General features: G+C 63.0%; 12 protein-coding genes. 6 read left to right on the forward strand and 6 right to left on the reverse strand.

What is annotated here, in order from left to right:
- Positions 1–26 precede the first annotated feature (26 nt).
- Positions 27–743 carry a glycerophosphodiester phosphodiesterase gene (locus AC58X1_RS07200; RefSeq protein WP_101321178.1) on the forward strand — a complete coding sequence of 239 codons (717 nt, stop codon included), beginning with the start codon at positions 27–29 and terminating at the stop codon, positions 741–743.
- A 48-nt stretch (positions 744–791) separates the two neighbouring features.
- On the opposite strand, the gene sthA is transcribed toward AC58X1_RS07200, so the two are convergent.
- Complete coding sequence (gene sthA / locus AC58X1_RS07205; RefSeq protein ID WP_101321180.1) at positions 792–2186, reverse strand: Si-specific NAD(P)(+) transhydrogenase; 1395 nt, start codon at positions 2184–2186, stop codon at positions 792–794.
- 338 nt (positions 2187–2524) lie between these two features.
- Entirely contained in the window at positions 2525–3988 is a 1464-nt protein-coding gene (locus AC58X1_RS07210; protein WP_101321182.1) for a glyceraldehyde-3-phosphate dehydrogenase, read from the reverse strand.
- 168 nt (positions 3989–4156) lie between these two features.
- Between AC58X1_RS07210 and mfd the strand changes: the two genes are divergently transcribed.
- The 3 genes from mfd to AC58X1_RS07225 are packed head-to-tail and all read left to right on the forward strand — an operon-like array spanning position 4157 to position 11493.
- The gene (gene mfd, locus AC58X1_RS07215; protein WP_150572385.1) at positions 4157–7606 is read left to right on the forward strand and encodes a transcription-repair coupling factor; all 3450 of its coding nucleotides are present in this window, start codon (positions 4157–4159) and stop codon (positions 7604–7606) included.
- 10 nt (positions 7607–7616) lie between these two features.
- Positions 7617–8189, forward strand: a complete 573-nt coding sequence (locus AC58X1_RS07220) for a CsiV family protein (RefSeq protein ID WP_497428574.1) — start codon at positions 7617–7619, stop codon at positions 8187–8189.
- Between the two features lie 4 nt (positions 8190–8193).
- On the forward strand, positions 8194–11493 hold the full coding sequence (locus tag AC58X1_RS07225) for a DEAD/DEAH box helicase (protein WP_497428575.1): 3300 nt from the start codon (positions 8194–8196) through the stop codon (positions 11491–11493).
- Positions 11494–11536: 43 nt separating this feature from the next.
- On the opposite strand, the gene nagZ is transcribed toward AC58X1_RS07225, so the two are convergent.
- Together nagZ and AC58X1_RS07235 are read right to left on the reverse strand one after the other, a co-directional pair.
- Positions 11537–12535, reverse strand: a complete 999-nt coding sequence (gene nagZ, locus AC58X1_RS07230; protein ID WP_178080835.1) for a beta-N-acetylhexosaminidase — start codon at positions 12533–12535, stop codon at positions 11537–11539.
- A gap of 81 nt (positions 12536–12616) precedes the next feature.
- Positions 12617–13330, reverse strand: coding sequence for a TetR/AcrR family transcriptional regulator (locus AC58X1_RS07235; protein ID WP_101321193.1), 714 nt, complete (start codon positions 13328–13330; stop codon positions 12617–12619).
- Positions 13331–13565: 235 nt separating this feature from the next.
- Here AC58X1_RS07235 and lexA point away from each other — a divergent pair, with 235 nt between their 5' ends.
- On the forward strand, positions 13566–14174 hold the full coding sequence (gene lexA, locus AC58X1_RS07240; protein ID WP_101321195.1) for a transcriptional repressor LexA: 609 nt from the start codon (positions 13566–13568) through the stop codon (positions 14172–14174).
- Positions 14175–14187: 13 nt separating this feature from the next.
- Entirely contained in the window at positions 14188–14667 is a 480-nt protein-coding gene (sulA, locus tag AC58X1_RS07245; RefSeq protein ID WP_101321197.1) for an SOS-induced cell division inhibitor SulA, read from the forward strand.
- Positions 14668–14718: 51 nt separating this feature from the next.
- Here sulA and AC58X1_RS07250 read toward each other — a convergent pair whose 3' ends face one another.
- A complete protein-coding gene (locus AC58X1_RS07250; protein ID WP_101321200.1) occupies positions 14719–14952 on the reverse strand; it encodes a hypothetical protein in 234 nt (77 codons plus the stop codon).
- A gap of 50 nt (positions 14953–15002) precedes the next feature.
- The gene (locus tag AC58X1_RS07255) at positions 15003–15524 is read right to left on the reverse strand and encodes a DUF6586 family protein (protein WP_101321202.1); all 522 of its coding nucleotides are present in this window, start codon (positions 15522–15524) and stop codon (positions 15003–15005) included.
- Positions 15525–15604 lie beyond the last annotated feature (80 nt).

Consider the following 15604-nt stretch of genomic DNA (forward strand, 5'->3'; position numbering starts at 1 on the left):
GCTCTTATTGATTTGAAGGAACGAACGTGACCCTGATCTACGGCCATCGCGGCGCCAAGGGCGAAGCACCTGAAAACACCCTGACCAGCTTCCGTCAGTGCCTGGAGCACGGCGTCAATCGCTGTGAACTGGACCTGCACCTGTCGGCCGACAACCAGCTGATGGTGATCCACGACCCGACACTCAAGCGCACCACTGGCCGCCGCGGCAAGGTGGTCGAGCACAGCGCCGCTGACCTGACCACCTATGACGCCCGTGCCGGCGGCCCCGGCCATGTACAGCCCTGCCCTATTCCACGGCTTGAAGAGCTGTTCGAGAAATGCGCATTCGAGCACTGGCAGCTTGAGGTCAAAAGCGCGTCGCGCACCCGCGCCGCCAGCACCGTGCTGGCCATCCGTGAGCTGGCGCAGCAATATGGCCTGCTCGACAAGGTCACCATCACCTCAAGCTCGCGTGAAGTGCTCAGCGCTGCGGTTGAGCTGGTGCCGGATGTATCGCGTGGACTGGTGGCGGAATATGCCTGGCTCGACCCACTGAAGGTCGCGCAGAACTACAACTGCCAGATGCTCGCCCTGAACTGGACGCTATGCACTCCCGAGCGCCTGATCAAGGCACAGCGCCAGGGTTTGCACGTGTCGGTATGGACGGTCAACGAGCCAGCACTGATGCGCCGACTCGCCGACTTTGGCGCTGACAGCCTGATTACAGACTTTCCCGGTTTGGCCAAGACCACCCTTGGGTAGGATTGAAACCGAGCTCCCCGACCGGCTCAGGCCACCGGTCGGAGCCGCTCAAAAAAGCCGGTTGAGACCGTCGTAGGCCGCTACGCGATAGGCTTCGGCCATGGTCGGGTAGTTGAAGGTGGTGTTGACGAAGTACTTCAGGGTATTGCGCTCACCCGGCTGATCCATGATCGCCTGGCCGATGTGCACGATCTCCGAGGCCTGGTAACCAAAGCAGTGTACGCCAAGGATCTGCAAGGTCTCGCGATGGAACAGGATCTTCAGCATGCCTTGCGGCTCACCGGCGATCTGCGCACGCGCCATGCTCTTGAAGAATGCCTTGCCGACTTCGTACGGCACCTTGGCCTGGGTCAGCTCCTGCTCGTTCTTGCCGATCGAGCTGATCTCGGGAATGGTGTAGATCCCGGTCGGCACGTCGTTGACGAAGCGCCAGCTGCCATTGTCGACGATGCTGCCCGCTGCCGAGCGGCCCTGGTCGTGGGCGGCACTGGCCAGGCTCGGCCAGCCGATCACGTCACCGGCGCCATAAATGTTCGGCACGGTGCTGCGGTAGGCTTCGTCGACTTCGATCTGGCCACGGCTGTTGACCTTGATGCCGATGTTCTCCAGGCCCAGCTTGTCGGTGTTGCCGGTACGGCCGTTGCACCAGAGCAAGGCGTCGGCCTTGATCTTCTTGCCCGACTTCAAATGCAGGATCACGCCGTTGTCGAGGCCTTCGACCCGCTCGTAGTCTTCGTTATGACGCACGGTGATGTTGTTGTTGCTGAAGTGGTAGCTCAGTGCCTGGGAGATTTCCGAATCGAGGAAGCTCAGCAACTGCCCACGGTTGTCGACCAGCTCGACCAGTACACCCAGGCCGCTGAAGATCGAGGCGTACTCGCAACCGATCACGCCAGCGCCGTAGACAATCAGTTTGCGCGGGGTGTGGCTGAGGCTGAGGATGGTGTCGCTGTCGTACACACGCGGGTGGTTGAAGTCGATGTCAGCCGGGCGGTACGGGCGCGAACCGGTGGCGATGATGATGTGCTTGGCCACCAGCTTTTCGACCACGCCATTGGCGCAGACCACTTCGACGGTTTGCTCGTCGGCAAAGCTGCCGGTACCGACAAATACATCGACGCGGTTACGGGCGTAGTAGCCGGTGCGCGAAGCGACCTGCTTGGAAATCACCTTCTCGGCGCTCTTGAGCACGTCCGGGAACGAGAACCAGCGCGGCTCGCCGATGGCACGGAACATCGGGTTGGTGTTGAACTGCATGATCTGCCGCACCGAGTGACGCAGTGCCTTGGACGGGATGGTGCCCAGGTGGGTGCAGTTGCCGCCAACCTGGCGACGGCTATCGACCATCGCCACCTTGCGCCCTGCTTTGGCGGCGTTCATTGCCGCACCTTCTCCGGCCGGGCCGGAACCCAGCACCACTACGTCGTAGTTGTAGACAGCCATGCGTACTCCTTCAAAACTGGCCCGCCGGCCGGTTGGCCGCGGGGCGCGATCATGTCGCCGCGGCGCCATGGAAAAATTCGGGTGCAGTCTAATCAAGCGGGAACGCCGCGCACATTAACCCTTGGTCGCGTCGTAGGCGAATTTTGCCTTCACTACATATCGTGGCAAGCACGCCTGCGTGAGGCGGCCGAATGCCCATCAGTTAAGCAATGGGGCCGCTTTGCGGCCCTTCGCGGGTGAACCCGCTCCCACAGGATCGCGGCTATCTGTGGGAGCGGGTTCACCCGCGAAGGGCTGCAAAGCAGCCCCAAAATCAGCAAAACAACGCTATCGGCGGATCAGCGCGGGAAGGCTGGCGGGTTGACCCCGGCCATGTCTTCCATCACGCGCACTACCTGGCAGCTGTAACCGAATTCGTTGTCGTACCAGACGTACAGGACAACACGGTTTTCGTTGCAGATGGTCGCTTCAGCATCAACCACACCGGCGTGGCGCGAGCCAACGAAGTCGGTCGAAACCACTTCCTGCGAGTTGACGTAGTCGATCTGCTTGTGCAGCTCGGAGTGCATCGCGGTCTGGCGCAGGTACTCGTTGATCTCTTCGCGGCTGGTGCCGGTTTCGAGGTTCAGGTTGAGGATGGCCATGGACACGTTCGGCGTCGGTACGCGGATCGCGTTGCCGGTCAGCTTGCCCTTGAGCACAGGCAGCGCCTTGGCAGCGGCGGTGGCAGCACCGGTTTCGGTGATGACCATGTTCAGCGGCGCGGCGCGGCCACGACGGCTGCCCTTGTGGAAGTTGTCGATCAGGTTCTGGTCGTTGGTGAACGAGTGAACGGTTTCGACGTGGCCGTTGATGATGCCGAACTTGTCGTTGACTGCCTTGAGCACCGGCACGATGGCGTTGGTGGTGCAGGAAGCCGCGGAGATGATCTTGTCATCAGCGCTGATTTCACCGTGGTTGATGCCGTGCACGATGTTCTTCAGCGCGCCTTTGCCAGGTGCGGTGAGGATCACGCGGGCAGCGCCTGGGCATGCCAGGTGCTGGCCGAGGCCGTCGGCGTCACGCCATACACCGGTGTTGTCGACGATCAGCGCATCTTTGATGCCGTACTGGGTGTAGTCGACTTCGCTCGGGCTCTTGGCGTAGATAACCTGGATCAGGTTGCCGTTGGCGGTGATGGTGTTGTTGGCTTCGTCGATGGTGATGGTGCCATCGAACGGGCCATGCACCGAGTCACGACGCAGCAGGCTGGCGCGCTTGACCAGGTCGTTTTCAGCACCCTTGCGGACAACGATGGCGCGCAGACGCAGGCCGTCGCCACCACCGGTTTTTTCGATCAGGATGCGTGCCAGCAGACGGCCGATACGACCGAAGCCGTACAGCACGACGTCGGTGCCCTTGCGCGCCGAAACGTTTTGCTGACCAACCACGTCGGCCAGTTCTTCGCGGACGAACTGCTCGGCGCTGCGGCCATTGCCTTCAAGCTTGAACTTGTTGGCCAGCTTGCCCAGGTCGACCGAAGCGGCGCCCAGTTTCAGCTCGCTCATCGCCTTGAGCAAAGGGAACGTCTCGTGGACAGACAGTTCGGTCTCGTCGGTCTGACGGTGACGCGCAAAGCGGTGCGCCTTGAGGATCGAGATCACCGAACGGTTGATCAGGCTACGGCCATAGATCGAGCTCACCACATTGTTGTTGCGGTAGAGCTGACCGATAAGCGGGATCATGGCTTCAGCCAAAGCTTCACGATCAATCCACTCACCAAGACACTGGTCGGGCTTCTGAGTCACGGGAACCTTCCACATGTAGGGGTAGAAAAAAGGGGCTACATTATGACGCCCCACGGCGTATCGAGCAATGAGCGCCTGTCGTTAACGCTGCACACCGCTGCTTGAGCCCTCGCGAGCCTGACAGCTGGCACCGGCGTCGGTACAATCGACCTCTTTGCCGCAACGCTTGGAGTGCATTCTCCCGTGTCAGTTCTGCGCTTACCGCAATTGTCGGCCCAGGCCGGCAAACAAACCTGGGGCAACTTGCCCGGTGCCGCCCTCAGCCTGGCCATCGCCGAGGCCGCCAGTGGCGCCCGGCGCTTTACCCTGCTGCTGACCGCCGACAGCCAGGCCGCCGACCGTCTCGAGCAGGAGCTGCGCTTCTTTGCCCCGGACCTGCCGGTGCTGCCGTTCCCCGACTGGGAAACCCTGCCATACGATCTGTTCTCGCCGCATCAGGACATCATCTCGCAGCGTATCGCCAGCCTGTACCGGCTGCCGGAGCTGGACCACGGCATTCTTGTGGTGCCGATCACCACCGCCCTGCACCGCCTGGCGCCAACGCGCTTTCTGCTCGGTAGCAGCCTGGTCCTCGACGTCGGCCAGACCATCGATGTCGAGCAGATGCGCAGCCGCCTCGAAGCCAGCGGCTATCGCTGCGTCGACACGGTCTACGAGCATGGCGAATTTGCCGTGCGCGGCGCGCTGATCGACCTGTTCCCGATGGGCAGCAAGCTGCCGTTTCGGATCGACCTGTTCGACAACGAAATCGAGACCTTGCGCACCTTCGATCCAGAGACCCAGCGTTCGATCGACAAGGTCGAATCGGTACGCCTGCTGCCGGCACGCGAATTTCCGATGCAGAAGGAAGAAGTCACCCGCTTCAAGGCACGTTTCCGCGAGCGCTTCGACGTGGATTTTCGCCGCAGCGCGATCTTCCAGGACCTCGCCAGCGGGATCATCCCGGCCGGCATCGAGTACTACCTGCCGCTGTTCTTCGAAGAAACCGCGACACTGTTCGACTACCTTCCGGCTGACACCCAGGTGTTCTCGATGCCCGGCGTCGAGCAGGCTGCCGAGCATTTCTGGAACGACGTGCGCGGGCGTTATGAAGACCGCCGCGGCGACCTGACCCGACCACTGCTGCCGCCGGCTGAACTATTCATGCCAGTGGAAGACTGCTTTGCCCGCCTCAAGCAGTGGCCGCGCGTGGTGGTCAGCAGTGACGACCTCGAACCCGGCGCTGGCCGGCAGAGCTTCCCGGCGCGCGAGCTGCCCAACCTGGCCATCGAAGCCAAGGCCAATCAACCCCTGGCGGCACTGTCGGCATTTCTTGAGCAGTTCCCGGGCCGGGTGCTGTTCACTGCAGAATCTGCCGGCCGCCGCGAAGTGCTGCTGGAGCTGCTCGAACGGCTCAAGCTGCGCCCGCAGACCGTTGACGGCTGGACCGATTTCATTACCGGCAAAGAGCGCCTGGCGATCACCATCGCACCGCTCGACTACGGCCTGTTGCTGGACGACCCGGCACTGGCGTTGATCGCCGAAAGCCCGTTGTTCGGCCAGCGCGTGATGCAGCGCCGACGCCGCGAAAAGCGCGGCGAGGCGGCCAACGATGCGGTGATCAAAAACCTCACCGAGCTGCGCGAAGGCGCACCGGTGGTGCATATCGATCACGGGGTCGGCCGCTATCTGGGCCTGGCCACACTGGAAATCGACGGCCAGGCCGCCGAATTCCTCACCCTTGAGTACGCCGAGAACGCCAAGCTGTACGTGCCGGTCGCCAACCTGCACCTGATCGCCCGCTACACCGGCAGCGATGACGCCCTGGCGCCGCTGCACCGGCTCGGCTCGGAAACCTGGCAGAAGGCCAAGCGCAAGGCTGCCGAGCAGGTCCGCGACGTGGCTGCCGAACTGCTCGACATCTATGCCCGTCGCGCCGCACGCAAGGGCTATGCCTTTGCCGATCCTGCAGCCGATTACGCCACCTTCAGCGCCGGCTTCCCGTTCGAGGAAACACCCGATCAGCAGAACGCCATCGACGCGGTGCGCGAGGACATGCTCGCTGCCAAGCCGATGGACCGTCTGGTCTGCGGCGACGTCGGCTTCGGCAAGACCGAAGTGGCCATGCGCGCGGCATTCATCGCCGTGCACAGCGGCCGCCAGGTGGCCGTACTGGTACCGACCACCCTGCTCGCCCAGCAGCACTACAACAGCTTCCGCGACCGCTTTGCCGACTGGCCGGTAACCGTCGAAGTGATGAGCCGCTTCAAGTCGGCCAAGGACATCGCCACTGCTGCTGCCGATCTGGCCGAGGGCAAGATCGACATCCTGATCGGCACGCACAAGCTGCTGCAGGATGACGTGCGCTTCAAAGACCTCGGTCTGGTAGTTATCGACGAAGAGCACCGCTTTGGCGTGCGGCAAAAAGAGCAGCTCAAGGCCCTGCGCAGCGAAGTCGACATCCTCACCCTGACCGCCACGCCGATCCCGCGCACCCTGAACATGGCCGTGGCCGGCATGCGCGACCTGTCGATCATCGCCACCCCGCCGGCGCGCCGGTTGTCGGTGCGCACCTTCGTCATGGAGCAGAACAACAGCACGGTGAAGGAAGCTCTACTGCGCGAACTGCTGCGTGGCGGCCAGGTGTATTACCTGCACAACGACGTCAAGACCATCGAGAAGTGCGCCGCCGACCTCGCCGAACTGGTACCTGAAGCGCGCATCGGCATCGGCCACGGGCAGATGCGCGAACGCGAGCTGGAACAGGTCATGAGCGACTTCTACCACAAGCGCTTCAACGTGCTGATCGCCTCGACCATCATCGAAACCGGTATCGACGTGCCCAGCGCCAACACCATCGTCATCGAGCGCGCCGACAAATTCGGCCTGGCCCAGCTGCACCAGCTGCGCGGCCGGGTTGGCCGTAGCCACCACCAGGCCTATGCCTACCTGCTCACCCCTGCCCGGCAGAAGGTCAGTAGCGACGCCGAAAAACGCCTGGAGGCGATTGCCAACACTCAGGACCTCGGTGCCGGCTTCGTGCTGGCCACCAACGACCTGGAAATCCGCGGCGCCGGCGAGTTGCTTGGCGATGGCCAGAGCGGCCAGATCCAGGCAGTCGGTTTCACCCTGTACATGGAAATGCTCGAACGCGCAGTCAAGGCGATCCGCAAGGGCAATCAGCCAAACCTGGAACAACCGCTTGGCGGCGGCCCGGAAATCAACCTGCGCCTGCCGGCGTTGATCCCGGAAGACTACCTGCCCGATGTGCATGCGCGGCTGATCCTGTACAAGCGCATCGCTTCGGCGGCCGACGAAGAAGGCCTCAAGGACCTGCAGGTCGAGATGATCGACCGTTTCGGCCTGTTGCCGGAGCCAACCAAGAACCTGATCCGCATCACCCTGCTCAAGCTGCAGGCCGAAAAACTCGGCATCAAGAAAGTCGACGGCGGCCCCAACGGCGGCAAGATCGAATTCGAAGCCGAGACCCCGGTCGACCCGCTGACCCTGATCAAGCTGATCCAGGGCCAGCCCAAACGCTACAAGTTCGAAGGCGCTACCCAGTTCCGCTTCCTGGTGCCGATGGAACGCCCGGAAGAACGCTTCAATACCGTGGAGGCGCTGTTCGAGCGCCTCACCCCACAGCCTGCTTGAAGGAAGTTACATGCGTGCCATTCGTTGCCTGACCTTGCTGTTGACGCTGTGTGCGCCGACGGCGTTTGCTGATGGCTTGTATCAGGTGGAAATGCTGCTGGTGCGGCAAAACGATGTGCCGGCGGTGACCAGCCAGTTCGCCCCGGAAGACTGGCGCGCCGGCGCGCCGCGCTTGAGCAAGGAAGCCGAACGGCCACCGGTGCTGACCGACGAAGCGACCCGCCTCGAGGCCACGCCGAGCTACACCGTGCTGCTGCACAAGGCCTGGCAGCAACAACTCGGCAGCGAGCCCAGCAGCATTGCTCTGGGCGCTGGCGAGCAGCAGTTCGGTCACTTCCCGATCGAGGGCAACCTGAGCCTGGCCGACGGCCGCTTCATCGCCGTGCAGGCGAGCTTCTGGGTCAACCAGCTCGATGGCAACGGTAACGTGCTGCGCAGCGAGCATTTCCAGCAGAGCAATCGCAACATGAAAAGCGGCCAGCTGACCTTCCTCGACGGTGGCCACCTGGCACTTCTGCTCAAGGTCGCACCTGTCGGCGCGCGCAAACTGCCGGAGATGACTCCGGAGATGATGGAGCAGTGACACCGTGACCTCCGACGCAGTCGCCCTGGTGCGCAGCAACATCAGCTGGAAACGCGCCTTCTCCGCTGCGGTTTTGCAACGCGGCCAGCGCTACGCCGAAGAAGACCGGGTACAGATCCTCGACCATGACGACACGCGGATTGAAGCCACCTGTCGCGGTAGCGGCAGCGGCATCTATACCCAGCGCATTTTCATCACTGCGGCAGCTGGCCAGTGCCATGTGCGCGGCCACTGTTCGTGCCCGGTCAGAGAGAACTGCAAGCACTTTGCTGCGGTGCTGTTCGCCCTGCTCGACAGCAGCGCGCCGGCTGAAAGCGACGCCCTGCCCCATCATTTACAGCACTGGCTGCAAGGAATGCAGCAACCGGCCACCGTCAGCCTCGGCGCAGATGACAAACGCGGGCGGATGGTCTGCTATCAGCTGGTACTCCATGAAGACCGCAGCTGCAGCCTGCGCGTGCGCAAAGGCACCGACGATGAGCGTGGCCTGCGCTTCAGCCGGGTGCAGTCGCTGTATGACTTTTTGTATGACACGCCGCGCTTCGTCACAGCTGAAGACCTGCGCATCCTGCGCCAGTTGAATGGACAGAACATCCCTTACGGCCAGGACCGCGGCTACGCACTCAAAGGCCAGGAAGGCGGCGAATTGCTGCAGCGCGCACTGGACACCGGCCGCGTCCTGTACAGCGACGACCGACCACTGCTGCGCCAGGGCCCGGAACGCGAGGCCGAGTTCCGCTGGGTGCGCCAGAGCGACGCCACCTATTGCGGCAGCTGGTTCAGCGGCGAGGAGAAGCTGTTCGTGCTGGCACTGGCGCCGCTGTTCTGGCTGGATGTACGCGCCGGTGAAATTGGCCGTGTCAGCCACTCACTCGACCCGCATATAGCCCTGCAACTGTCACTGGCACCACCGGTACCCGAGCATCTGGTAGTGCCGCTGAGTCACAAGCTCAACGCCCTCAACCATCAAGTGCCGACCCCGACCCAGGTCAAGCAGCAGTTGCTCGAAGATATCCAGCCGACCCCGCGCCTGACCCTGGGCAGCCTCGAGTTCAGCGCTTACACGCCCAAGACCGGGCGCATGCAGCGGCAGATGCAACACCGCGCCGCACTGGCGTTCGACTACGACGGCGTGCTGGCAATCGGCAACGACGACAAGCCCCTGACCCGCCTGGTTGGCGCCACCAGCCAGCGCATCCGCCGTCAGCCACAGGCCGAGCAAGCCATGCGCAAGACCCTGCGCGAGCTGGGTTTCAAGCTGGCCACCCGGCAAAGCAAAGCGTTGCCCGACAGTGCCGGCGACATGCATCAGCTTGCCGACGACGAAGCGTGGCTGACATTTGCCCGCGACGGCTTGCCGCGCCTGCGTGAGGCCGGCTGGCACATCGATGTGCACCGCGACTTTGCCTTCAACTTGCAGGAGGTCGAAGACTGGTACGCCAGCGTCGACGAAGCGCCTGGCCACGAATGGTTCGACCTTGAGCTGGGCATCGTTGTCGATGGCCAGCGTCACAGCCTGCTGCCGATCGTGCTGCAACTGCTGCGCAGCAATCCGGAAATGCTGCGCCCCAGCGAACTGGCCCGGCGCGGTGACGATGAGCACTTGCTGCTGGACCTCAACCGCGGCCGCCTCGATAGCCCGCCGCTGCGCGTTGCCCTGCCCTATGGCCGGATCAAGGCCGTGATGGCGACCCTCGGCGAGCTGTACCTGCATGAACATGCAGGCGGCCCGGCGCTGCGCCTGGACCGCGCCGATGCCGCGCGCCTGAGCGACATGGAACACATGCCGCTGCTGTGGGAAGGCGGCGAGCACGTGCGCGGCCTCGGCCGGCGCCTGCGCGATGCACGGGATATCCAGGTCGAGCCGCCGCTCGCGCTCAACGCCACCCTGCGCCCGTACCAGCAACAGGGCTTGAACTGGCTGCAGGCGTTGCGCGAGATCGGCACAGGCGGGATTCTGGGCGACGACATGGGCCTGGGCAAGACTCTGCAGACCCTCGCCCATCTGCTGCTGGAGAAACAACATGGACGCCTGCTGCAGCCAGCCTTGGCGGTGATGCCGACCAGCTTGATCCCCAACTGGATCGACGAAGCTCAGCGCTTTGCCCCCGACCTGCGCGTGCTGGCCCTGCATGGGCCGGCGCGCAGCAAGCACTTCGCCAGCCTTGACCAATACGACCTGGTCCTGACCACCTACGCGCTGGTGCCGCGCGATATAGAGCAGCTGCGCGGGCAGCACTGGCACACGCTGGTGCTGGATGAAGCGCAGAACATCAAGACCAGCACCAGCAAGGCCGCCGTCGCCGTCGGCGAGCTGCAGGCAGGCCAGCGCCTGTGCCTGACCGGTACGCCGATGGAAAACAACCTCGGCGAGCTCTGGTCGCTGTTTCACTTCCTCATGCCCGGCTGGCTGGGCGACAGCAAACGCTTCAATCAGGAATACCGCACCCCCATCGAGCGCCACGGCGATCAGGACCGCCTGGCCCACCTGGCTGGGCGCATTCGCCCGTTCCTGCTGCGTCGTACCAAAGAGCAGGTGGCCAAGGAGCTGCCAGCCAAGACCGAGATGGTGCACTGGGTCGAGCTCAGCGACGCCCAGCGCGACACCTACGAGGCGGTGCGGGTGGCGATGGACAAGAAGGTCCGCGACGAACTTGCCCGTAACGGCGCAGCACGCAGCCAGATCGTGATTCTCGATGCCCTGCTGAAGCTGCGCCAGGTGTGCTGCGACCTGCGCCTGGTCAAGAGTGTCGAGAGCAAGGGTAATCAAGCCGACAAGGGCAAGCTGGGCAGCCTGCTGCAGATGCTCGAAGAGTTACTCAGCGAAGGCCGCCGGGTCCTGTTGTTTTCCCAGTTCACCTCAATGCTGGCGCTGATCGAGCAGGAGCTGATCAAGCGTGACATCCGCTACAGCCTGCTGACCGGCGACACTCGCGATCGGCGCGCACCGGTGCAGCAGTTCCAGCAGGGTGACAGCGAAGTGTTTCTGATCAGCCTCAAGGCCGGCGGCACCGGGCTCAACCTGACCGCCGCGGATACGGTGATCCACTATGACCCATGGTGGAACCCGGCAAGCGAAAACCAGGCGACCGACCGTGCCTACCGGATCGGCCAGGACAAACCAGTGTTCGTCTACAAGCTGATCACTCGCGGTACCGTCGAAGAGAAGATTCAGTTGCTGCAGCAAGAGAAGGCAGCACTCGCCGCCGGCCTGCTCGATGGCGGCCATAGCGGCCAGTGGCGTCTGGGTGATGAAGAGATTGAAGCGCTGTTCGCGCCGCTGCCGGGCAAGCGCAGCCGTTAGGTGAGCCGGGCTGACCTGTCACCTAGGTCAGCTCGGCATTTGTTCAGTCGATCAACTGTGCTTCTTTCAAAGCGCCAAGCGCCTCCAGCCAGCGTGGCTGCTGGCGATAATCGGTGCTGGCAAAACCTTGCCCGCGCATGCCGGCAACCCGTGGCGAAGGCTTGACCTTAAGCCGCTGCGCTGCACTCAAAGCCAGCTCTGCCGCGGCCCGGTCATTACACACCAGGCCCATGTCACAGCCGGCGCTCAAGGCCGCTTCGATCCGGTTGGCGGCATCGCCGACCACATGCGCACCGGCCATCGACAGGTCGTCACTGAAGATAACCCCGGTAAAGCCCAGCTCGCCACGCAGAATGTCCTGCAACCAGCGGCGCGAGAAGCCAGCAGGCTGATTGTCGATCTGCGGGTAGATCACATGCGCGGGCATGACCGCAGCCAACTGACCGCGCAGGCGGGTGAACGGCACCAGGTCAGCCTGACGCAACTGCTCGAGGCTGCGCTCGTCGGTGGGGATGGCCACGTGCGAGTCGGCCTCGGCCCAACCATGCCCCGGGAAGTGTTTGCCGCAGGCAGCCATGCCGGCTGAGTTCATGCCGCGGATGAACGCGCCGGCCAGTTGCGTGGCCCGCTCCGGATCGCCTTCGAAGGCGCGGCTGCCAACCACTGCGCTGCGCTGGTGATCAAGGTCGAGCACCGGCGCAAAGCTCAGGTCCAGACCGACCGCCAGCACTTCAGTGGCCATCAACCAGCCACATTGCTCGGCCAGGTACTCGGCATTGCGGTTGTCGGCTATCGCGCGCATGGCCGGCAGGCGCACAAAGCCCTGACGCAAGCGCTGCACGCGCCCGCCCTCCTGATCGACAGCCAGAATCAGGTCAGGCCGGATCGCCCGAATCGACGCACACAACTCACGCACCTGGCGCGGGCTGTCGATATTGCGGGCGAAGATGATCAGGCCAGCTACTTCAGGCTGGCGCAGCAACTGCCGGTCCTCGGCAGTCAGCCAGGTACCGGCGATGTCGATCATCAGGGAGCCTTGCAGGCTGGCAGTCATGAAAAGTCCTTCAGGGAATGTCGTGCAGTGAATTATCTGCGAAGCCTGTGCCCACGCGCCAGTGCCGGTTCAGGCTTTGGCCGGCGTGCCAGCAGGGCTGGTCTTGCTGCGCGGGCGCAGTTGCGCGGCAGCCATGGCCTGGTCGGTGACGCCGCTGTCGGCACGCATACCGGCTGCGAGGAACGGCACCATCAGGCGCATGACCTGCTCGATCGAGGTGTTGATACCAAAGTCGGTTTCGGCGATAGCGCGCAAGGCCTTGATCCCGGACATGCTGAACGCCGCCGCGCCAAGCATGAAGTGCACCCGCCAGAACAACTCGATCGGCGGGATACGCGGCGCGGCATCATTGACCAGCAGCATGTAGCGGCGGAACACCTTGCCGTACATGTCTTCAAGGTAGCGGCGCAGGTGGCCCTGGCTCTGGCTGAACGCCAGGCCGAGCAGGCGCATGAAGATCGACAGGTCATTATTGCTGCGCGGCTGCACCACCAGCGCTTGCTCAACGAGCATCTCCAGCAGCTCTTCAAGGCTCGGCTTGAGTTCCGGCCGGCCCTGGCGGCGCTCGAGTTCACGCTCAAGGCTTGCGCAGAACGGCCCGAGGAAGCGCGAGAAGACCGCCTGGATCAGCGCCTTTTTCGAGCCGAAGTGGTAGTTCACCGCTGCGAGGTTGACGCCAGCCTTGCTGGTGATCAGGCGCAACGAGGTTTCCGCGAACCCCCTTTCCGCGAATAGCTGCTCGGCAGCATCGAGAATGCGTTCAACGGTTTCCGATTGGGCCATGACTACTCGCTACTCCGGGGTGGGGGCCTGACAAACAGTTGTTTGAAACATACGTTTCAGGCTTCTATCTGTCAAGGTTGGCTGACTCACCGGTCGCCATTAAAACACAGCCTCGCGTGCAGAGCTGCAGGCCACGCCGTGCGTCAGTCCGAGCATCTTCTGCGGCAAGATGCTTGCAGCCAGCCTTCTACTGTATATAATCCCAGTCACTGTATAAAAAGACAGAGCGATCGCCATGTTGAAACTGACGCCACGCCAAGCCGAAATCCTGGCTTTCATCAAACGCTGCCTCGACGACAACGGCTATCCGCCGACCCGCGCGGAGATCGCCCAGGAGCTGGGCTTCAAGTCGCCCAACGCCGCTGAAGAACACCTCAAGGCCCTGGCGCGCAAAGGCGCCATCGAGATGACTCCGGGCGCGTCCCGCGGCATTCGCATCCCTGGCCACGAAGCCAAGGCCGAAGAGAGCGGCTTGCCGATCATTGGCCGCGTCGCTGCCGGTGCGCCGATCCTGGCTGAACAGCATATCGAGCAGTCGTGCAACATCAACCCGACCTTCTTTCACCCGCCCGCTGACTACTTGCTGCGCGTACACGGCATGAGCATGAAGGACGTCGGTATCTTCGACGGCGACCTGCTGGCCGTGCATACCTGCCGCGAAGCACGCAATGGCCAGATCGTGGTCGCACGCATTGGCGACGAAGTCACCGTCAAGCGCTTCAAGCGTGAAGGCAACAAGGTCTGGTTGATGGCCGAGAACCCCGAATTTGCCCCGATCGAAGTCGACCTCAAGCAACAGGACTTGGTGATCGAGGGCTTGAGCGTCGGCGTCATTCGTCGCTGATCCAGGAGGCGTCATGCAGCAAGCAATCCACGTACCGCAGTCAATTCAGTTGCCATTATTCGAAGCGTTTCTGGCCGAACCGGTGCTACCTGGCCTCAAGGCCAGCGCCCAGGCACGGCAAAAAAACAGCGACCCCGAGCGGTTCAGCGAACTGGCCCTGCGCGGTGCGCCGGGACATTGCCAAAGCCTGCTGGCGCCGGTACTGCGCGACCTGAGCGAAGAAGTGGATGCGCGCTGGCTGACGCTGATCGCCCCGCCGACCAGCCTGACCCAGGCCTGGCTGCGCGATGCCGGGCTCAACCGCGAGCGCATTCTGCTGCTGCACCCCAGCAGCAACAAAAGCGCCTTGCAGCTCACCTGCGAAGCCCTGCGCATGGGCCACAGCCATACCGTAGTCAGCTGGCTGGGTAGCCTCAATGTCACCCTGCGTCAGCAGCTGATCCGCGCCGCCACGGTCGGAAACGCACAAAGCCTGAACATCCGCCTCGGCTGATGTTCAGGCTTCGCCTGTTCTCATCGTGATCGTGTAGGGGACTGGCACTACTCAGTGCAGAACGCGCGGCCCTTCGTCACGCTCCAACTCGCCTTCCACCAGCTTGCCAGCCATTTGCACGCCGACGCTGAGCATGGCCTTGGCCACTTCGACGTGTTGACCCTGCAAAAACACCTTGGCGTCCTCGGAGAAATCCAGGGTTACCAATGAGCCTTCATCTTCGGCGCGACGCAGCTCGATCCGGCCATCAGGCAACTCTACAATTTCAAGAAAGGACGTCGACATAAAAGGCTGTTCTCCACGAAAGGCGAGCATTGTACCAGCCAAGTGCCTGCTCAGCACTCACTCAACGCATCACGAAAGCGCCTGGCCAGGTCTTTCAAATTGCTCCGCCACTGCTCGAGCTCTGCCCGCGAAAGCGCAGGCTGCTCGGGCTCGTCGAGGTTGATGGCCTGAATCAACGGCTGGGTGACGTCAGTTTTAGCGGTTTTTTTCGCGACAGGTGGTCGGAACAAATCTGCATAAGCGGTCAACATCTGCGCCAGCCAGGTTTGCCGATTGTCTGCCAGTTCGATCAGCTCGGCCAACTCCGGGATGGCCATGCCGGCCAGCACTTCGGCGTCCAGTAGCTGTTCAGCGCGAGCAGCGCCCGCTTGCGGCAGGCGGTAGAAGCCGGCGATTTCGTGACATAACCCAAGCAGCGCACCGTATAGATGAAACTGCGCCGCTTCGCGCTCAGCCTGCACCAGCCCCTGGGCGTTCATGGCCTGGCTTTGCTCAGCCTTGGCCATGGACTCCAGCGCGAGGCCGGCGAAGAACAGTTTCTGGTTGGTGCGGGTATAGAGTTCCTGGGCCATGGCGGTTGGCCTCCTGAGGGCAGCGTGGCGATCAGCAAGTTTCAGCTATCGCCGGGCACTCTCGCAAGCACAAAAGCCGC

The sequence above is a fragment of the Pseudomonas sp. PGPR N4 genome, assembly GCF_059693665.1.

What these genes read in the sequence shown, in the direction of transcription:
- sulA (WP_101321197.1), top strand. Translation starts at nt 14,188, where the DNA reads ATGCAGCAAGCAATCCACGTACCGCAGTCAATTCAGTTGCCATTATTC.
- lexA (WP_101321195.1), top strand. Translation starts at nt 13,566, where the DNA reads ATGTTGAAACTGACGCCACGCCAAGCCGAAATCCTGGCTTTCATCAAA.
- AC58X1_RS07220 (WP_497428574.1), top strand. Translation starts at nt 7,617, where the DNA reads ATGCGTGCCATTCGTTGCCTGACCTTGCTGTTGACGCTGTGTGCGCCG.
- AC58X1_RS07255 (WP_101321202.1), bottom strand. Translation starts at nt 15,524, where the DNA reads ATGGCCCAGGAACTCTATACCCGCACCAACCAGAAACTGTTCTTCGCC.
- sthA (WP_101321180.1), bottom strand. Translation starts at nt 2,186, where the DNA reads ATGGCTGTCTACAACTACGACGTAGTGGTGCTGGGTTCCGGCCCGGCC.
- AC58X1_RS07235 (WP_101321193.1), bottom strand. Translation starts at nt 13,330, where the DNA reads ATGGCCCAATCGGAAACCGTTGAACGCATTCTCGATGCTGCCGAGCAG.
- AC58X1_RS07250 (WP_101321200.1), bottom strand. Translation starts at nt 14,952, where the DNA reads ATGTCGACGTCCTTTCTTGAAATTGTAGAGTTGCCTGATGGCCGGATC.
- AC58X1_RS07210 (WP_101321182.1), bottom strand. Translation starts at nt 3,988, where the DNA reads ATGTGGAAGGTTCCCGTGACTCAGAAGCCCGACCAGTGTCTTGGTGAG.